This window comes from Paenibacillus sp. J14, from assembly GCF_000518465.1.
Classification (GTDB): domain Bacteria; phylum Bacillota; class Bacilli; order Paenibacillales; family Paenibacillaceae; genus Fontibacillus; species Fontibacillus barengoltzii.
In genome coordinates this window covers 20,595-40,414 of sequence record NZ_JADQ01000023.1, presented here as the reverse complement: position 1 = coordinate 40,414, position 19,820 = coordinate 20,595, and the positions used below count along the sequence as shown (strand labels likewise).

Below are 19,820 nucleotides of genomic sequence, written 5' to 3'. Positions count from 1 at the left end.
TTAACCTCCTTGCACGAACAGGCGTTTCCGCGAAGCACGGTACAGCCCAATCATCGGAATGAGCAGAATCAAGAACCAGATCACCTGAATGCCCAGCACGTTCCAAATTGAAGCGCCTTGAATTCGGCCGGTAAAGACCGAACCCGGCAAATAGGTAATCGCCTGAAAAGGCAGGAACGCCATAATGCCGCCCAGCCAGGCCGGGAATAAGCTGATCGGTATAATCAGGCCGGAGAACAAATCCACAACCACCCGTTTCATACGCATAAAGCCCTCGTTATTCTCCACGAAAAAAGACATCAACCCCGTGATCACGTTCAGCTGTGAATTGATCAGGAAGCTGAAGAACAACATCACCAGGAACCCTGCCCAAGCGCTTAATTCAGTTGGCAATTTGACCGGAAAAAGCACCATCGCAATCGCCATGCCCGGGATCATCAGCATCATGAAGCGGAACATCCCTTCGCCAAGTCCTTGCATCATTTTGACGATCAGGTAGTTATAAGGGCGGATAAATTGAATCGCAATGCTTCCATCTCGAATATCCGTGGAGATTTCACGATCCAGATTATTAAAATAAAACGCCCGAGCCATCCAGGATACGGCCAGGTAGGTCGTCATCTGTGAAGCGGTAAAACCGCCAAGCTCGCCGCCGTCGCCGTAAATCGCCTTCCACGTGAAATAATAAACCCCGATGTTCAAGGAATAGATCAGAATACCCGAATAATAGTTCACCCGATACGCCAGCATTGTCAAAAATCGGATGCGGATAAAATCGAGATAGGCCCCCCACTGGTTAGACATGGATGACTGCACCTTCTTTGCTCTCCACTTCCGCTTCAGAGTTCGCCGGTTTGTCCGCCGAGCCGGATTGGTAAATGCTGCGGACGATTTCGTCGGTGTTGGTTTCGATAATTTTGATGTCGGTGATGTCCGCTTGGCCGACCACTTGACCCAATACCTCGGAGACACCGATATCCCGCGGAATCCAGACCTTGGCGTTCAGGTCGTTCTCAGCCGTCCAGATGACGGGAAGCGTGCCCGTCCAGCTCCGCAATTGATCGAGCTTGGTGGCTGTTCCGAACTGGAATAAGACTTCCTTGCCCGTCCCCCAGCGGTCCTTCAACTCCTCTAAGCCGCCGTCGTAAATGATCCGCCCGTCGTCGAGCATGATGACGCGGGAGCAAAGTGCCTCGATATCCTGCAGGTCATGGGTTGTCAGCAAGATCGTTGTTCCGTGGTCGCGGTTCATATCTTTAAGAAAATCGCGAATTTCCGATTTGACTACGATGTCGAGACCAATCGTCGGCTCGTCCAGGAAGACGATCGACGGGTTGTGCAGCAGCGCCGCGACCAGCTCACAGCGCATCCGTTGGCCTAGACTGAGCTTACGTACCGGACGGTTCAGCAAATCCTGCAGCTGAAGGCGCTCCACCAGCTCGTCTAGGCGTTTCTTATAATCGGCTTGCGGCACGCGATATACCTTACGCAGCAGTTCAAACGACTCGATGACGCCGATATCCCACCAAAGCTGGCTGCGCTGGCCAAAGACGACGCCAATATGCTGCACGAACTTTTCGCGCTCAGCGTATGGCACGAAGCCGCCAACCTTCAAATGTCCCGACGTCGGCACCAAAATACCAGTCAGCATTTTGATGGTGGTCGATTTTCCGGCTCCGTTTTCCCCGATATATCCGCAGATCTCTCCCTCTGGAATCTGAAAAGAAATATCTTTCACGGCGGCCACTTCGTTGTATTCCCGCTTAAATAAATCAAGAAAGGCCCCTTTGAGGCCTTCGCGGTTTTTCTGCACCTTAAAAGTCTTGCGCAAATCGCGCACTTCAATGGCAGCCATGATGTATCCCTCGCTTTTTTGAATCAATTTATGAGTCCGCTAAAGATTATATAGTAACTTCCAACAAAGCACCACCCCTAAGGGATGAGGGTTTTTAGATCCATACGTCATCATTATCCCTTTGGGTCAGAGAGCAAGAAGAAACACCAACTCTCCGCAAACTCACGGAGGTTTTTGCTCCCTTAACGAAAGGGATAATCCTGTAAAAGAAGCAGCAAAACGGTCATAGGCATATCTACAAATTAAAGCGGTAGCCAACGCCCCAAATCGTCTCGATATATTGCGGCTGCGAAGGGTCCTGCTCAATTTTTTCCCGAAGCTTGCTGATGTAGACGGTGACGGTGGCCAGATCGCCCAGCGAATCCATCCCCCAGATCTTCTCAAACAGATCGTCCTTGGAAAATACCCGGTTCGGATGCAACGCCAAAAAGAGCAGCAGATCGTATTCTTTTCCAGTCAGCGACAGCTCTTTGCCGTTCACCCAAACCTTCCGCGACAATTTGTCAATGCGCAAGCCACGGAGCTGCAGCTCGTCCTGGTCAGCCGGACGGGATTGGCTCGTCAGCCGCTCATACCGGGCCAAATGCGCTTTGATGCGAGCCATCAGTTCACCAACACTAAATGGTTTGCTCACATAATCGTCTGCACCTAAGCCGAGGCCGCGGATTTTATCGATGTCTTCCTTTTTCGCAGAGACCATGAGAATTGGAATATCCCTGGCTTCACGAACTTGCTTGCAGATCTCAAAACCGTCCACGCCCGGCAGCATCAGATCAAGTACAAGCAAATCGTAAGGCTCCGCAAGTGCAAGTCGAAGCCCTTCATCTCCGCTCGAAGCGATATCCGCCGCATATCCGCTTGCCTGCAAATAATCCCGCTCAACCTCCGCAATTACAGGATCATCCTCGATAATCAAGATTCTTTTCATTTCATCTCACCTCCCTTACGTGGTAGTCCTGGCACATGCCGCGGCAGCGAAAACGAGATTGTTGTCCCCACGCCAAGCTGACTGTCCGCCCGCACCATACCACCGTGCGCTTCGATAATCTGTCGAACGATCGCCAAGCCCAAACCGCTCCCGCTGCGGCCGTTTTGACTGCTCCGTGAAGCCTCGGCGCGGTAAAAGCGCTCGAACACCTTCGGCAATGCCCCCTCATTTATTCCATCTCCATTGTCTCGAAAGCGAACAAGCGCCTCGCTTGGATTCGACTCGAGCTCCAGAGTCAAGCGTTTGTCCGGCTTATTCATATAATGTAAGCTGTTATCGGCAATATTCATCAGCACTCGCTTGAGCTTATCCCGGTCAGCGGTGACGTAAAGCGGCGGTTCCGCAGAAGCAACAAACTCGACGTTCACCTCAGCAAAACGGGGATCCGCCTTCAACTCCTCACTACAGCTTTGCAGGAAGTTATACAAATCTACCGGCTCAAAATCAAAAGGCAGCCGTTTCAAATCCAGCTTAGAGAACAAGAACAGTTCCTCAATCATCCGGTCCATGTCGTCTGCTTTTTGCCCTATCATGGAGATGTATTTGTCACGTTTCTCCTCCGTATCCGCCACTCGGTCGCGCAGCCCTTCAACGCAAGCCTTGATCCCGGTGATCGGCGTCTTCAGATCATGCGAGATGTTCGACAACATTTCCTTCCGATTCTCCTCGTACTGCAACTGCAACTGGATCGAGTGCTTTAGGCGCTCGCGCATTTCCTCGAAAGCTTCGCCCACCTCGCCAAACTCATCTGTGCGCTGCATCTGAAGCGGATGATCCAGATCGCCCTCCTTGATGCGTTCCGCGGCACGTTTCAGCGTATACAGCGGACGAAGGATGCTGCGAGACACGAAAAACGTCAGTAGCAGATTGGTTAGTCCAATGATCAGCAGCAATATCAAAAACATCAGCGGCATAAACCGCGACATTTTGCCCAGCAGCGGACTTAAATCAGACAGCAGGTAAAGCGTTCCTGCGCTCCCATCTGCAAAGGTGAAGTCTACACGTTCCGCAGTATAACGTCCGGCAACTTTGGGTTCCCTGTGCATACGCTTCATCCATTTCGCATGGCTTTCCCCCTGTTCTGCACTAATCCGGGCCAGTTCTTCTTCCAAACCCTCTTGCTCCACATTAGAGGAAGCGAAGGCCACCTGGCCGTTCCGAACAACCACAAATCCGGCTTGCAGATCCTGCAGCGTATCTCCGGTTTTGGTCAGAAACTTGAGATCGGCCAGAAGCTCGGGAGCTTGTTCCGCGACGAATTTGACACCGTTCATCCGCTCTTCGCGCTCGCTGATTTTGGCCCAAAACTCCGACAACGCATGCCCGTGGAACTGGAAGCTGCCTTTTTCGCTGTCAGCGGAGTCTCCGGCGCCAAAAAAGACACGCGTCAGCACCATTGCCATCACCATCGTGAGAAGGATCGGAATCAATACCATCGCAATATAGGATAAAATCAGTCTTAAGCGGATCGTCATTGGCGGCCGTTCCTTTCGAGAGCATTAAAATGTCTTGCGTTCAAAACGCGTTACGCTGCTTACATAAGCCATCATACTATAAGCGATCAAGATGAAAAACGATTGCAGCAACTTGCCGGTACCCGCCCCGTCTCCAAACCACAAGGTGTGCCAGTCCATATAAGCAAACGGTGACCAAATCGTAAAGATCGGGAAGATCACCGGAAGCAGCTTCATAGCCACATATACCAGGATCATCGATCCAATAGCGGCAGCGCTGTTCGCAAAAAACATCGCAATCCATACGGCGATCAGACTCAACGCCACCAGCGGCACGATCGATACTATATAGGCGATCAAGCTGTCCGTCCACTCGCTTGCTGTCAATACGGGGAACGACAATAAACTGCTAACGGCGCAAACGATCCATGCGACAACCAATATCACTGCAGCGGCTGAGCTTAACGCCAGCACCTTGGACGCGAACAGCTTGGCGCGGGTTACGGGGCGGACCAACGTAAGCTTCATCGTGCGTGCCGCGGTCTCACCTGCAAACATCTCGGCAGCTGCTATAAATAGATAGAGCGGCAACAAGTAACCCGTTAGCAAGTTCAGCGTAATTACCGATACTTGCCCGCCTAGCGCAGCGGTCAATGCGAAGGTACGTCCAAGCAGACCTAAACCCAGCGTGAGCAATATCGGAATGAGGACGGATAGGGCAAGTACCGCCCTCGTTCTTTTTCGCAGCCACAGTTTCTCCGCTTCATTATGCCAGCTGGTCAGCAGTGCGTTCATAGGTCTCTCCTCCTGGTTCAGAGCGAATCGCGTCCAAATAATACTCTTCCAGCGTCATGCCCGGCGGAACCAGCTCATAACGTCGGCCAAACTGAACCAATTCTCCGTGGTGTAGAATGCCCAAAGAAGTTACGATGGGCTCAAGATGGCTGATCATATGGCTGGAGATGAGAAAAGCAATCCCTTCTTCGCGCGCCAGCCGATCAATTGTTTGGCGAAGCTCCACCATGCCTTCGATATCCAGCCCATTGGTTGGCTCATCGAGAATGACAAGCCGCGGTTTAGGCAGCAAAGCCGCCGCCAGCGCCAACCGCTGCTTCATGCCCAGCGAATAATGTTTCGCCTTCTCATTTTGATATCGCGTCAAGCCCGTCATCTCCAGCACCTCATCGATTCGTGAAGGTGGTAACTCCGGATAGTACCGTGCGGCTTGCCGAAGGTTCTGCCTTCCGGTCATATAGTCGTACGCATCCGCCGCTTCAATGACGCACCCTACTTGGGCCATAGCCTGCTCATAGTGTGAGTCCAGATCATAGCCAAACATGCGGATATTCCCTTCATCGGGACGACATAAACCGGTGATGACTTTGAGCAGAGTCGTTTTACCGGCTCCGTTCTGTCCGAACAGCCCAACGATGTCTCCAGCTTTAATGTCCAGACTGATCCAGCCAATCCCGCGGCCGTTCCTGAACCTTTTCCGGACCCCCTGTACCTCCAAAAACGTCTCCACATCATCAACTCCTATCGTCAGGTTTTAGTTCAAATGATGCCGGGCCGTTTGGCCCGGCATCCGGTAAGGTTATCGATGCCAACGCGGCGTATGTTCCGATCGTTCGATCACTTCAACTCGTTTTCCGGTTAAATCTACGATATCCGGGGTCGTCTGACCGAATCCGGACAGATCAAAGCTGATTTGGATGACAATCTTGTGGGCTTGACCGGCATCATCTGTACCGCGAATGATGATCTGCCCTTGTTGATGCTCCACCAATTGATCCTTGTTAATGTCCGCTGCCAGACGGATGTCCTCAACCTTCACATCCTTCGTTAAGGCGGGGAAATCCAAGTCCATCAAAAGAGGATGCACCGGCATCACCGCATCGGAGGACGATCCCATTATCCCGTGACTCATCTGCGTACGGTGATCGCCTTCCGCCATCATCTTGTCGGCAGCACCCATGTGGCTGACCGCGATGGTTCCGGCCGCCTGCACGATCGCCGGAATTTGGCTGCCGCTTAAATGCAGTGAGGTTTGCTTTCCGCCGGACGGCAGCTCCTTCACCACAGCCAAATCTTTGATATTGCCCAATAAGACTTCCATGAACTGCTCAGCGTGCTGCGGCGGTTCAAAGTCCCCGTCCCCGAATCGCCGCTCCTCTTCCGGCAACTGCAGGACACGATAGGTGTCAGAATCCTCACCGACGACAAACACCATCTTTCCGTCTTGCTTATATACCTGGAACGTTTGAGGCTCCGATGCACCGGCCAACTCGATATTTGCACTCAACGCCTCCTTCCTCTTGTCCAGCTTTACCTCCAGCTTGGCGTCAACGATCGTCTTCCCGTTATCGGTCACCACGAGGCTACCTTGGTTCGTTAAGCTGGATGCAGCATGCGTATGCTTGATAGCGGCTTTATACGTTTCATACCCGTTCGTTCCAGCCATAGCGGACAACCCGCTGCCGAGCAGCAAGGCTGCTCCAATCCCGAATACCGCTCCGCGCTTGATCCATTTTGAGTTCATCTTCAACTTCCTTTCCCTTTGTTTTGTCTCACCTTGCTAAGCTTAGCCCCCGGGTCTAAATTGCTTCTAAACGAAATCTAAAAAAAGTGTAAAAAAGCCGGCTCAATGTCTATGGAAAGACATCAAGCCGGCCATGGAGTCAGTAATTATAGAGATTTTAAGATATTTCGTATGACTCAAGTGTAAAGAGGAAGATCACTGACAGATGTATTTCTACCTCTTAAAGGTTGTTTCGTCCTCAATTGTTCATCCTAGTTCCAGTTTGAACCGCCTTAGCGATTCGGTCGACTCGGTTCGTCCAGATCCAGCCGCTGTATCCGGCGGGCAGACGCTTCACGTCTTCCAATGTATCGAAGCCGCTGGAGAAATCACTGCCGTCCCCTCCGACGATAACAACGCGGGTGTTTGCTCGCTCCATACGGCTTAGGAATTTATCCGGCCAGCCCCACAGCCAAGGCGCGATTTTCTCAGGGATGTGCAGCTCGGTGTTTCGGCAAGCATCAGGGATGTACCCTGTCCAGCCGGAAGCCTCATACGAGAGCAGACATTGCTTTAACGTTGCCTTGGACATGACCCGCAGGTCCGGCAGGCGCTCCTTCAAGACCGCAATGGGCAGATCGCCGCCATAAACGGTTATCCCGTCCCGCTCCTCCTTCTTTAACGTAGACAGGTATGCCGCAAGCTGCTTCCCTTCCTCGGGGTCATCACTTTTGATGTGCAGTAGCAGCGCCTTGCCGGGAAAATGCTCCACCACTTCAGGTAACGATGGCATCAGCCCAACCCCTTTGCCGCGAAACGGATACGTCTTGCCTTGATCGGCGGTATATCCGTACCCGATATCCAACATTTTCAGCTCCGCCATCGTATAGTCTTTCGTTGTGCCTTCCGCATTGGTCCGGCAATCCAACGTCCAATCATGGAACACGGCAAACTGCCCGTCCTTGGTTGGCTTCAGATCCAATTCCACCATATCAGCCCCGGCTGCAAAAGCGGCTTCCATAGATGGCAAGGTGTTCTCCAGAAACTCGTGCTCCGGTTCATATATCCGTTCCGCTGTGCACGTATCGTTCTCGATCCCCTCCATCGGGAAGGTTTGCGCCAGACCACGATGCGCCAGCAGCTTAGGTTCCCCGCCCTGAGCTGCGGTCAGATGAGGCGTATTGTTCAAGTAAACAAAAGCAATAAGGGCAAGCAATATCCATAGCGTTCTGCTTCTATATATCTTCCTGATCTTGCTCAAGCCAGTCTCCCCCGATCCTTCCTAACCCGTCCTATTCTGTCTCTAAAATATATCCGCTCCCCCGGATCGCATTGATCTGGAACGTATCGCGTCCATATTTCTTGCGAATCCGATAAATTAATGTCGTTAATTCATCGATCGTCACATCCGGTAACCCGTCAGGACCAGGATTACGGTCATACCACACCGTCTGCTTAATCTCACGGATCGTCACCAGACGGTTCGCGTGATCATGAAGCAGCTGCAGCAGCAAATATTCTTTTTCCGACATCGAAATTTTGACGCCGTTCACAATGCATTCCCGTTTCTCCCAATGGATCGTCACCGCTCCCTCGGTCGTCTCCGAATGCGTCGATTCATGTACGGGCTCAAACTCCAGCGTTTGTTCTCCAGGCGAATAAGAGAAATGCAGTACACAGGTGCCCCGCGCCAATTTCAGGATATCATTCGTTTCAAGCACATAAGGGGCATGCGGGATCATCCGGACCCCGTTCAGTTCCGTCCCATGACGGCTCCCCAGATCGTAGGCGACAGCACGGTCCCCTTCTTTCCGAATCATTAGATGTTTACGAGAAATAAAGATATTCGTAAAGGCCATATCCGGAAAACTCTCGGAAGACGTCCGACCGATTTCCGTCGTCTCTTGATCCAGGTAGATGCAGGTTCCCGGACGAAACGGGTCCCCGCGAAGAATATAAATACAGGCAAAGGTATCCATACCTAAGCTCCCTCCATTTTCTATACCATCATCATCTTATCTTAAGGGACGTCTTAAGAATATAGCAACCGCAGTGATATTATCCTCACAGCAGGCTGATTTCAACGCTCGTTTTTCAATAGTCGATTTTCTGTTATCATAGGGGGAGAACAAAAGGCGAACACCTGACGAACGGAAATTATACGAGAAAGGAATCCGTGCATGAGTTTTCAGTTAACGGAGCGCGTCATTAAATTGTTATGCGGCCGAATCGCTTACGAGCGTGGAGAAGCATATTACCGGACCGGGAAAGTGGCCTTTCTCCGGATGGACCACGGCTCCCGTGTCTATGAAGCGGCAGTGTCTGGAACCGGACACTATCATGTGTCGCTGCAAATCGATGAACACGGCGACGTGCATGCGGAATGCAACTGTCCCGCCTTCTATTCCTATAACAACTATTGCAAGCATATTGCCGCCGTCTTGCTGGGGGTTCATGACATGCTGCAAGGCGGTAAGGCGCCGGTTCGTCCGTTTCCGTCTCTGCTGCGGCAGCAGGATGACCTTCTAGATTCAATGGACGACGATCGCAATGGATCCTACGGCCTGATCCAGCGTAAACAACCTGGGGACATCCCTTCCCGCGATATCTGGATCGCCCGTGATATGATGCGCTTGTTTGAAGAGACTGCCCCGCCGCCGCTGCGGACTGGACTAAGGTTTGATCAGCGGACGCCGCTGGAGGTGGAATTAACACTCCATCCGGTGCCGTACGGCTACCGTAAGTACTTGTTCGGTCTGGAGCTGAAGATCGGCGAGAAGCGTCTGTATATCGTCAAGAACATTCGGGATTTTCTCGATAAAATCTCACGCGGCGAGCCATACAGCTTCACCAAACATTTCAACTACGACCCGGAACGTTACGCCTTTCGGCCGGAGGATGAAGCGATCCTGCAGAAGCTGGCGGAAATCCAACGCAATGAGCAGATGTTTCACGAGAGCCTCGGAGGATACTCCCTTAAATCGAACGGGGTTTCCGATCGACTGTTACCGGTGCCGCCTGTCTTTTGGGACGATCTGCTGCCGCTGCTCACCCAAGCTCCGCTCGTGCAATTGGAGCAAGATGGCCGCATCTGGCCGGGGCTTGAAGTGACAGACGGAACGCTGCCACTTAGCTTTCAACTCGGCCAAGCCGGGGACGAGAGCTATCAGTTTTCCGCCCAGGGCCTGGATGATGTTCTGGTCATGGACGTCTATGGCATCATTTTATCGGAAGGTAAGCTGATCCGCCTCTCGCCCGCGCAAACTCGCCGGCTCGCTGAATTAAAACATATGATGATTACTGCGCGGAAACCGTATATCCTGATCTCTCCAGACCAGATCGAGCCCTTTGTTGAACGGGTGCTGCCCGGGTTGACAAAGTTCGGAACTATCCACGTCGAGGAAAAGGTCGCCAGCCGTATGGTACGGACCCAGCTGAAAGCCCGGCTGTACCTTGATCGGGTTAAGGACCGGCTCCTGGCGGGCTTGGAATTCCAATACGGTGATATCGTGTTTAACCCCTTGGATGATCATGGTCCCAAGCGAGGTACGGATTTAATCTTGCTGCGCGATACTGAGAAGGAACGGGAGATTATAAATCTGTTGGATTCCGGCTACATGACCCGAACCGAAAGCGCCTATTTCCTCGATGATGAGGAGGCGGAATACGAATTTCTGTATCATGTCGTGCCAGAACTGGAGAAGCTCGTGGACATATATGCTACCTCGGCAGTCAAGACCCGGCTCATCACCGACCTTCGACCGCCGAAAATATCCGTGGAGCTCGACGAGCGTACGGATTGGCTGGAGTTTCGCTTCAGCATGACCGGGATCGGTGAATCGGAAATCCGCGGATTGCTTCAGGCACTGGAGGAGAAGCGCAAATACTACCGGTTGCCAAACGGTGCATTAATGCCGCTTGAAAGCGAGGAGTTTCAGGAGATCGTCAAGTTCCTGAACGAATTTGGCTTGCGCCAAAGCGATATCCGCGGGCCGGAATTCCGTGTACCGGTGATCCGCGGATTGCATATCCAGGAAGACCGTGGACAAGGCCCAGTGAAGCTGGGCAAAGCGTACCGCGAGTTGCTGCATAACCTGCAGCATCCCAGCCACCTGGACTTTCCGGTGCCGCCACAGCTCTCCGATGTACTTCGCGACTACCAGGTTTACGGTTATCAGTGGCTTAAGACACTGGCCTACTATCGCTTCGGCGGCATTCTTGCCGATGATATGGGGCTTGGAAAGACGCTGCAAAGCATCGCTTTTCTCATATCGGTGCTGCCGGAGATCGCCGAATCTGGACAGCCAGCGTTGATCGTCTGCCCTGCTTCCCTGGTGTACAACTGGCGGAACGAGCTGACGAAATTCGCACCAAACATTAAGGCGGTAATCGCCGACGGAAGTAAAGCTGAACGGGTGCGAACCTTGCGCGAGGCGTCGCAAGCGGATGTAGTGATCACCTCCTATCCACTGCTGCGCCGCGATATTGAGCAGTTCGCAGAACTGGCGTTCCATACACTGATTTTGGACGAGGCTCAAAGCTTCAAAAATCACGCCAGCCAAACGGCCCAAGCCGTGAAGAGCTTGCAAGCCAAGTACCGGTTCGCCTTAACCGGCACTCCGGTAGAGAACTCGCTGGAAGAGTTATGGTCGATTTTTAGCGCCGTCTTTCCAGAGTTATTCCCTAGTCGCCAGGCGTTTAACGATTTGTCCCGGGAGACGGTAGCCAAACGCATCCGCCCTTTCGTCCTGCGCCGGCTGAAAACCGACGTGCTGAAGGATCTGCCGGAAAAAATTGAGTCCCTTCAACCTTCTGAGCTGCTGCCGGAACAGAAGAAGCTGTACCTGGCCTACTTGGCCAAGCTGCAGCAGGAGACGCTTAAGCATTTGGATGACGACACGTTCGGGCAGAACCGTATTCGCATTTTGGCTGGCTTAACCCGGCTGCGCCAGCTATGCTGCCATCCGGCCTTATTCGTTGACGGCTATGACGGCGGTTCAGCGAAGTTTGACCAACTGATGGAAATGATCGAAGAATGCCAAAGCGCCGGCAAACGCGTACTGATCTTCTCCCAATTTACGGAGATGCTCGGATTGATTGGCCGAGAGCTGGGCTACCGAGGGATGCCTTTCTTTTATCTCGATGGGAAGACGCCAGCTGCCGAACGGGTAGAGTTATGCGATCGCTTTAACGACGGGGAACGCGATTTGTTTCTCATCTCGCTGAAGGCCGGAGGCACTGGCCTGAACTTAACCGGTGCGGATACCGTCATTCTTTATGATCTATGGTGGAATCCTGCGGTCGAACAACAGGCGGCAGATCGGGCCTATCGGATCGGGCAGAAGAATATCGTACATGTCATTCGCATGGTTGCCCAAGGGACCGTGGAAGACAAAATGTACGAGCTGCAGCAGAAGAAAAAGCACCTCGTCGAAGAGGTGCTGAAGCCTGGACAAGAGGCCATTTCCGCGCTGACCGAGCAAGAAATTCGCGAAATCTTGATGATCTAATCTGTAACTTAAAAAAGGGATCGGAAGCTCCGAATCATTTCGGCAGTTCCGGTCCCTTCTTCATTTCACTGACCTGTCACTTCAAACTCGTAAAGGGAATACCCGTAAGGTGTCCCCCGCTCGATGCCATACATGCGGACATATCTTGCCGGCTGCGGCGAAAGCGGGATTTCATCAAGTCCTCCATCTCCGCTTGAAGTCGAATATACTTCCTGCCAATGCTCTGGCGCTCCGCTGTCCGTGGAGATTTCAATCTTGTACCGCTTGGCGTATGCCACCTCCCACCGCAGCTTGACGCCGGTGATTTGATGTACGGCACCCAGATCAACGTAAATCCATTCCGGATCGGTCCCCTCGCGACTGGCCCAGCGCGTCATCTGGTTGCCGTCTACCGCCTTGTCCGGTTCAAACCCCACGCCTTCCATTGTGCTGGATACCGCTGTTTTATTCAGGGCCAGATTCGGAGCTTCCGGTACAGTTGCCCCGCCGGGCTTCCACCAATTCCCCGATAGGAACAGCAAGTTCAGCAAATTGTAGGTATCGCTGAAGTAATCCTCTTTCTTATTCTTCATCCAGTCCCAGCCCGCATTCACCCAAGCTTGATGATTGGAATTCGCCGTTCCCGCCGAGATGAACGGAGCGACAAATACCGCTGTGGCATAATTTCCTATGGCTGTGCCGTCCAGCTTGTAGCCATTTTTGATATTTGCAGGTGCACCGCCGGTTTTCGTTTTGATCCAGCTCACCATTTTGTCGGCGAGCGCTTTCGCTCTGGTATCGCCGTATAACGCATAATCCATAACGATGCGCAGCGGTACACGGCTTGCATTATAGTAATATTGATTCGTTTCTTTGAACTCATCCAGATACCACTCTGGCGCAGGTCTTGGCGGGTTGCCCACCACAAAGTCAGAGATCAGTCCGGTATTCGGAGAATATGTTGCGCTAAACTGTTGATACACGTCGTACAAATGATCTATCACATGAATCCAAGTCTCATCCGCTGTGACCTCATAAAAAGCGCGCAAATGACTGAGCATCCAGTCCGACGGCCGCGTATTCAGCGCATCCTTACCGTCCCAATCTCCAAGATTAAGCCGATTACCAGATGTAACATAGCTTGCTTTAATGCCGTCGGTAATCATTTTTTTCGCTTCTTGCAAATAGTTGATCGCCCCGCCCGAGCCCCACTGGTTGTGAGCTAAAATCAACGAATAAGCGATGTCCAAATCACCGTCGGTAGCTGACCCAAAATGGCCTTGAGCGGCTTTGCTGTCCGCTACTACCCAACCCATCAAGTTCGGATTTCCGCTGCTCTTATATGTACGTGCCGTCTTAAACAATCCGTCATAAATCGTCTTGGCGTTCGGATCATAACCTGCCATCAGCACGGTGATGATCATGCCGTAGCCCTGACCTTCAGAGGAACCAAGCGCGGTAAACCCGTCGGGATCTCCCGTAATATTGCCCTTCACATAGTAACCGCCCGGCAAAGAAGACAAATTGTTGCGAAGATAAGTCGCTTTCCAATAATCGTAATATGACGCCACAGCCTGATTCATCGCGGCTTGGGTGACGTGGCTTGGCTTGATGATTCCCGGATAGCTGATCTGCTGCGGGAACGGCTTCATTTCCCCTGCGGCGTTGGCGGGAGCAGCCGGTGCAACGGCCCCAAACGTGGTGGCTATAAAGAAACACAGCAAAACTAGACAAACCTTTTGAAGCTTCATCATCATTCCTCCTCAAAGCGAAAGTGGAAAGCCTGTCTTTCGTTAAGCGACTTCGGAGTTGCAACGAATGAAACGCAAGGATGTCCCAATTCCTATTTTATTCCAGCTTTTTATAAATATAAACTAATTTCTACAGGTCTGAAACATGAAATCACCGTGATCGGGATACCCTATGGAAGGTAATGACTACTACCGAGAGAATCACTTAAGGAGGATCAGCATGGAGCATCAAAATCAACAAGCCCGCGATGAGGCTGAGCTGCGTAACAAATTAAATGAGCAAGGGGATTCACTAGCGGAGAAGAAGAAGATCGAAAACGGCGTGGACATCGAGCCGGAAGCCGATGAATGGGTGGCCAAGCCGGTGCCGTTCACCGATACAGATTCCGCGAAATAACCTTCCTCTTCCGTTGATCATCCGCAGGGTTCCTTGATGGAGCCGCTGCGGATATTTTATTATCCACCAACGCTTCCCAGACGACAGGATAATGAAGTTTTAGCACGAATATCATGGTACAGAGGTTGATTTGAAATCTGGGAGCGTGAAGATATGGAAGCGTTCACACAGGATTTATTGAAGGATAAGGTGATTCTGATCACCGGAGGCGGTACGGGATTGGGACGGGCGATGGCTGGTCGGTTCTTACAACTCGGCGCGAAGGTCGCCATCTGCGGACGACGTGAAGAGGTATTGGAGCAAACCGCTGAAGAACTATCCTCTGCTTATGGCGGTGAGGTATACCGGCAGCGCTGTGATGTTCGCGATCCCGGACAAGTCCACAATTGCGTGGATGCCGTGTGGCAACATTTCGGTCGGATCGATGTGCTTGTCAACAACGCTGCCGGCAATTTTATCAGTCCGACGGAACGCTTGTCGCCCAATGCTGTCAACGCAGTACTGGGTATCGTATTGCACGGTACGTTTTACATGACATTAGAGGTTGGAAAACGGTGGATTGAACAGCAGCTGCCCGGAACGATGCTGAACATTGTCACGACCTACGCTTCGACCGGATCGGGATACGTCGTGCCCTCCGCCGCTGCCAAAGCTGGCGTACTTGCGCTGACCCGCTCCCTCGCCGTCGAGTGGGCACCTCACGGGATCCGTCAGGTGGCGATCGCACCCGGACCGTTTCCGACGGAAGGCGCCTGGTCTCGCCTCTCCCCTACTCCGGAGCTGGAGGCGAAAATGCTGGGACGCGTACCGCTTGGAAGAACCGGCCGCCCCGAAGAGCTGGCAGACCTAGCCGCTTTCCTCGTCTCGGATGCCGCCGGATACATCAACGGCGAGGTGGTCACGATTGACGGTGGGGAATGGCTGCGCGGGGCCGGACAGTTTAACGACCTTGCCGAGGTGACAGAAGAACAGTGGGATCGCTTGTCCGAGTTAACGCGCAAAGGGAAATAGCTGCGCCTTAGCTCGTGCTGCTTACCTTCACTTCAGCGCGGTCTGCCGGATCATTGTTCGTGGATAACCGCTTGTTCCCCAACAAATGTGACACAACGTAAAAGATCAGGAACAATCCCATAACCCCGGCGGAATAACGGTACATCACCGCATAATTCGTGGCGGAAGCGATGGCTCCCAGAATGATTGCACCAATGGCAACACCAAAATCTGTGGTATTAAAAAACATGCTGTTCGCCATTCCGTATTGCTCCGGTGTGCTGGATCGCAGCATCCAAGCCTGCAGCGTAGGCTGGGTCGCCCCGAAGCCAAGTCCATACAGTAACGCCGAAACGATCAGCATTGGCAGCGACTGGGTGAAGGACAAAACAAACATGCTCGCAACTACCAAAAGCGCCGCAGGAATCAGGACGGCCCCAGGGCCCTTCGCATCAAAGATTCTGCCGGAGATCGGACGAATGATGACCACCGTGGCCGCATTAAACAAGAAAAATAACCCCACTTGTTCCAAGTGGATAAATTCGCCGAAGAGAGCGATAAAGCTTAACAGACCGCTGTAGGTGATCGACAATAACATATTTAGAAATGCTGGCAACAAAAATTTACGGTTAAACGACGTACGACGTTCCAGGGCCGGGGCGCCGGCTCTCGGCGTCGTTTTCTTCTCGCTTGCTTTCATCTCTTGATTATGGTTTCTTGGCAATGCTCGGGTAATTAGCAACAACGGGATCACCACCAGAACAGCCAATGCCCCCGTCAAGGTCAATGTGCCAAAACCGTACTTCTGCAGCATATTTAAACCGATCATTGGGCCGATCGACATCGCCAAGCTGCTCGACAACCCATAATACCCAATGCCTTCCCCCATTCGAGTTGGCGGAATGATCCGTGATGCCAACGTTGGCAAAATGGTGCTGCCAATCCCAAAACCAACACCGTACCCGGCCCGTAACAGCATCAATCCTTCAACCGAACCCGCCCAATGATTGAATTCAGTCATAAGTGCTGCGATGATTAAGCCAGTGAACAGCAGAACGTTAGGTGAAAACTTCCGCAGCATCGCTGCTGTGAGGAAACGAGCCAAGATCGCGGATACCGCAAAAACGCTGGTCACGAGACTGACCTCTAAATCACTGGCGGCAAGGTCATTTTTGGCATAAGATGAAAGTGAAGACAACAACATTTGCAAATTCAAAAATAACAAAAAAGCAGAGATCGTTAATGATATAAACGATCTCGTCCATAATCGGTCTGATTCCTTGTGTAAATTCATTTCTTCGCCTCTAATCTACTTAGTTGTCAACCTTTGTTTTGCGATTCTTCACCAAGCTGAAGATGGATGCGCTGGAGCAGCTCCACGAGCTTCTCGTATTCCTCCGCATCCATGAGCTGCTTCACCTCTTCATTTACGCCCCGTTCAATCGGCAACGTTTCGCAGATCAGTTCTCTTCCCCGCTCGGTTGCAAATACGACAAACGATCTTCGATCCCGCTCCCCCGCTTGCTTGCGAACGAGTCCTTTGCTTTCCAGCAAGTCGATAATTCGAGTAATCGTTGGCTTGTCCTTTCCGGTTCGATCCGCAATCTCTTTCTGGATCAAGCCATCCGAATTATAGATCTTATGAAGTACGGACCATTGCTCAGTAGTAATGTCATAATCCTTCAATCGATGCTGCAGTAATGCTGTGATTTTGCGGTAAGCCATCCCCATGATATATCCGATGGCCAGCTCGTGCTGAGAGTGGTCCCTTCTCACCATATGTCACACCTTGCTTTAATAGTTGTCTTGACAATTATATGCCAACGAACTAATTCAGGTCAATCATCTGTCTATTTTCAGGGCGGGTAGGTGATCATCTTTCCCTTTTCCAGTGCGGACGAATACATTACCATAAAAAAACATCTCGAAGGGGAACCGCGATCATGAAAACTGCTCGTCACCCGCGTCATATCACAAGCAAGCTGAAAAAAAATGAAGCGTTGATGCAAAGCAAGGCACTGCGGAGCTATCTCCCTGAAACCCGCCGATTTACTAAAGAGAATTTGCATAGTATGCTGCTGAGATACCATATGGTCTACGTTAAGCCAGTGAACGGCACATGGGGAAAAGGCGTCATGCGGGTCGAATATAAACCTTACTCCAGACACGGGATCTACCAACACCAGCTTGACAAGAAGGTGTGGACCCATCATTCAGTGGATGAACTCTATCACTCGATTCGAAAACATAAGCTGAAAGGTCGTTATCTCGTTCAGCAAGGCATTGAGCTGCTCAAATATGATCAGCGGCGCTTCGACCTGCGTGTCATGGTGCAACGTACCCCGCAGAAGGTTTGGAAGACAACCGGCATAATTGGCAGACTGGCCCACCCGAAGAAGATTGTCACCAACTATCATAATGATGGGAAGCTTATGCCGGTAGAGAAGCTGCTTTCCCCATATTTGAAGGGATCGCGGCTCAAGTCTTATACCAATATACTGGAGGGCTTTGGGGAGGACATTGCCAATCACTTAAAGAAGAGCTTCCCCGGGCTGCGCGAAATCGGTGTCGATGTGGCGCTTGACCAGAAGATGCGGCCTTGGATTCTTGAAGTGAACACTTCGCCGGATCCGTTCATCTTCCGGAAACTGAAGGATAAGAGTATCTTCCGCACCATCATGAAATATGCTCGTGCTTATGGCAAATACAAGCGGAAATAAATAAAAAGCGGACGAAGGCCATGCCACAGGGCATCCTATCGTCCGTTTTTGGTAGGATAAGGTTTATGAACCAAACTGCCGATAGATTCCCATCAGCTTCTTGGCCGTTTGCTTCCATCCGAACTTCTCTACAGCGTCCTTCCGCGCTTGTCTGGACATTCGAACGGTCAGCTCCCGATCCCGTGCAAGCTTCAGAATCCACTTCGCATGCTCTTCAGAGTTGCGGTAGGCATCGACGAGGTAACCATTCGAACCGTGTTTGACGATCTCCCCAATCCCGCCAATATTGGATGCGACGACGGGAAGACCCGATGCCATCGCTTCCACATTCACCAGACCAAACGCTTCATGCTCCTGTGACGGACACGCAAACAGATCGGCCTGCTGGAACTTGCGGTGAATGGAACGATGCGGAACTTTGCCGGTAAATGTGACAGGCACTCCCTTCGCCCTGGCTAAACGCTTGAGTTCTCTTAAATATCCGGGTTTACCGCCGCCAACTACGGTTAAGCTAACCGGCCCATATTCCTTGCGCACACGGCTGATCGCCCGGATCAGAACCGGAACCCCTTTGCGTGGAATGACCCGCCCCGCGAACAAGACGCGGAATGTTCCAGAGTGCCCTGCTCCGCTTGCCGGGCTAAACCGAGCGGTGTCTACACCAAGATGCACCTTGCGCAGTTTCCCCGCATGCCGTGGGAAGCGCGCGGCTAAATTCGCTTTCAGCGAATCGCTGTTGGCAATAATCAGGTCGGCTCGGCTCAGACTTTCGTTCACTTTGGTGGTGGGTTTCACAAACGTCAGCGAATGCAGGAACAACGTGACGGGAGTATGGGGAAACGCCGCCTTGATTTTGGCCATATAATGCGGACGATTATCGACTTGAATCAGGTCATACCGTCTCCCTTTCAAGTAATGCAAAACGGAGGCGATATACTTACTGGAGCTTCCGCTGCTCACCCGGACGATCGTTAAGTTCCCCATCCGGCTGACACTGGGCAAGTTTCGGGCCTTTCTGCTGATCAGCGTAACGCGATGATTCACGGCCAATTGCTTGGCGATGGCCAGCATGCTGATCTCCACGGAGCCGTTCCCGGGAACCGGGATCTGCTCGGGCGCCACCATCAAAATATTCATAGGCTCCTCCTAACACATATGTCCTTGCGTTTATTCACCATATGCGTTAGGAGGACTTCCTGCGCAGGTATCCACCTAAACGTCAGGTCACGCGGAACGTTCCTGTTCCAAATGCGCAGATTTCACCTTGATCCAGCCGTGCATACGCCATCGTGGTCACCGATTTACGCGATATGTGAACCAGTTCAGCAGTCACTGTGATCGATCCCTTCACGGCTTTGGTGACGTAATTTAAGTTTAAGTTCGTTGTCACCACACTGGCTTCCGGTTTGGCAATCATCGCCAGCAGTCCCATCGCCGAATCGATCAACGTCGCATGAACCCCCCCGTGGACGATGCCGATCAAGTTCAAATGATGCGGCTGAATCTGAAGGCGCATCACAACCCGCTGCTCATTCGCTTCAACCACTTCACAGCCGAGATAATCCACAAACGAGCCAATCGCCGCTTGATTCCACAACGCTAAACGTTGCTGCAGCTCTTCTGAATCCGTTTTCATTTCAGATAACCTCCGTTCATCC

General features: G+C 52.0%; 17 protein-coding genes and 2 pseudogenes. 4 read left to right on the top strand and 15 right to left on the bottom strand.

Annotation, left to right across the window (positions count from 1 at the left end; all coding sequences use genetic code 11):
- The 9 genes and pseudogenes from M891_RS0110915 to M891_RS0110875 form a co-directional block, all read right to left on the bottom strand.
- Positions 1-804, bottom strand: coding sequence for an ABC transporter permease (locus M891_RS0110915; RefSeq protein WP_036700098.1), 804 nt, complete (start codon positions 802-804; stop codon positions 1-3).
- Entirely contained in the window at positions 797-1,855 is a 1,059-nt protein-coding gene (locus tag M891_RS0110910) for an ABC transporter ATP-binding protein (RefSeq protein ID WP_028538852.1), read from the bottom strand. Before M891_RS0110910 ends, M891_RS0110915 begins: the two co-directional genes overlap by 8 nt.
- Positions 1,856-2,090: 235 nt before the next feature.
- The gene (locus M891_RS0110905) at positions 2,091-2,783 is read right to left on the bottom strand and encodes a response regulator transcription factor (protein WP_028538851.1); all 693 of its coding nucleotides are present in this window, start codon (positions 2,781-2,783) and stop codon (positions 2,091-2,093) included.
- Positions 2,780-4,318 (bottom strand): sensor histidine kinase, encoded by a 1,539-nt coding sequence (locus M891_RS0110900; RefSeq protein WP_028538850.1) that lies wholly within the window; start codon positions 4,316-4,318, stop codon positions 2,780-2,782. Before M891_RS0110900 ends, M891_RS0110905 begins: the two co-directional genes overlap by 4 nt.
- A gap of 24 nt (positions 4,319-4,342) precedes the next feature.
- A complete protein-coding gene (locus M891_RS0110895) occupies positions 4,343-5,092 on the bottom strand; it encodes an ABC transporter permease (protein WP_028538849.1) in 750 nt (249 codons plus the stop codon).
- Positions 5,064-5,744: pseudogene (locus tag M891_RS0110890) on the bottom strand (ABC transporter ATP-binding protein); the annotation flags it as partial. The gene M891_RS0110895 and the pseudogene M891_RS0110890, both read right to left, overlap by 29 nt.
- Positions 5,745-5,891: 147 nt before the next feature.
- Positions 5,892-6,836 (bottom strand): hypothetical protein, encoded by a 945-nt coding sequence (locus M891_RS0110885; RefSeq protein ID WP_028538847.1) that lies wholly within the window; start codon positions 6,834-6,836, stop codon positions 5,892-5,894.
- A 238-nt stretch (positions 6,837-7,074) separates the two neighbouring features.
- Positions 7,075-8,076, bottom strand: coding sequence for a glycerophosphodiester phosphodiesterase family protein (locus tag M891_RS0110880; RefSeq protein WP_028538846.1), 1,002 nt, complete (start codon positions 8,074-8,076; stop codon positions 7,075-7,077).
- 31 nt (positions 8,077-8,107) lie between these two features.
- The gene (locus M891_RS0110875) at positions 8,108-8,794 is read right to left on the bottom strand and encodes an FHA domain-containing protein (protein ID WP_028538845.1); all 687 of its coding nucleotides are present in this window, start codon (positions 8,792-8,794) and stop codon (positions 8,108-8,110) included.
- 201 nt (positions 8,795-8,995) lie between these two features.
- On the opposite strand from M891_RS0110875, the gene M891_RS0110870 reads away from it, so the two are divergent.
- The gene (locus M891_RS0110870; protein ID WP_028538844.1) at positions 8,996-12,325 is read left to right on the top strand and encodes a DEAD/DEAH box helicase; all 3,330 of its coding nucleotides are present in this window, start codon (positions 8,996-8,998) and stop codon (positions 12,323-12,325) included.
- A 65-nt stretch (positions 12,326-12,390) separates the two neighbouring features.
- Here the strand turns inward: M891_RS0110870 and M891_RS25790 are convergent, their stop codons facing one another.
- Together M891_RS25790 and M891_RS23730 are read right to left on the bottom strand one after the other, a co-directional pair.
- On the bottom strand, positions 12,391-12,777 hold the full coding sequence (locus M891_RS25790) for a discoidin domain-containing protein (protein ID WP_332258796.1): 387 nt from the start codon (positions 12,775-12,777) through the stop codon (positions 12,391-12,393).
- Between the two features lie 36 nt (positions 12,778-12,813).
- A pseudogene (locus tag M891_RS23730) lies at positions 12,814-13,968 on the bottom strand (glycosyl hydrolase family 8); the annotation flags it as partial.
- Between the two features lie 307 nt (positions 13,969-14,275).
- Here M891_RS23730 and M891_RS25555 point away from each other — a divergent pair.
- Positions 14,276-14,452 (top strand): hypothetical protein, encoded by a 177-nt coding sequence (locus M891_RS25555; RefSeq protein WP_016312251.1) that lies wholly within the window; start codon positions 14,276-14,278, stop codon positions 14,450-14,452.
- 153 nt (positions 14,453-14,605) lie between these two features.
- The gene (locus M891_RS0110855; RefSeq protein ID WP_028538842.1) at positions 14,606-15,463 is read left to right on the top strand and encodes an SDR family oxidoreductase; all 858 of its coding nucleotides are present in this window, start codon (positions 14,606-14,608) and stop codon (positions 15,461-15,463) included.
- Between the two features lie 7 nt (positions 15,464-15,470).
- On the opposite strand, the gene M891_RS0110850 is transcribed toward M891_RS0110855, so the two are convergent.
- Together M891_RS0110850 and M891_RS0110845 are read right to left on the bottom strand one after the other, a co-directional pair.
- The gene (locus tag M891_RS0110850; RefSeq protein WP_028538841.1) at positions 15,471-16,736 is read right to left on the bottom strand and encodes an MFS transporter; all 1,266 of its coding nucleotides are present in this window, start codon (positions 16,734-16,736) and stop codon (positions 15,471-15,473) included.
- A gap of 26 nt (positions 16,737-16,762) precedes the next feature.
- Entirely contained in the window at positions 16,763-17,221 is a 459-nt protein-coding gene (locus tag M891_RS0110845) for a MarR family winged helix-turn-helix transcriptional regulator (protein ID WP_028538840.1), read from the bottom strand.
- Positions 17,222-17,385: 164 nt separating this feature from the next.
- On the opposite strand from M891_RS0110845, the gene M891_RS0110840 reads away from it, so the two are divergent.
- A complete protein-coding gene (locus M891_RS0110840; RefSeq protein ID WP_028538839.1) occupies positions 17,386-18,162 on the top strand; it encodes a YheC/YheD family protein in 777 nt (258 codons plus the stop codon).
- Between the two features lie 63 nt (positions 18,163-18,225).
- Here M891_RS0110840 and M891_RS0110835 read toward each other — a convergent pair whose 3' ends face one another.
- Both M891_RS0110835 and M891_RS0110830 read right to left on the bottom strand, forming a co-directional pair.
- Positions 18,226-19,299: a glycosyltransferase family 4 protein gene (locus M891_RS0110835; protein ID WP_028538838.1), complete on the bottom strand. Its 1,074-nt coding sequence runs from the start codon at positions 19,297-19,299 to the stop codon at positions 18,226-18,228.
- Positions 19,300-19,381: 82 nt separating this feature from the next.
- Positions 19,382-19,798 carry a PaaI family thioesterase gene (locus M891_RS0110830; protein WP_051416919.1) on the bottom strand — a complete coding sequence of 139 codons (417 nt, stop codon included), beginning with the start codon at positions 19,796-19,798 and terminating at the stop codon, positions 19,382-19,384.
- Positions 19,799-19,820 lie beyond the last annotated feature (22 nt).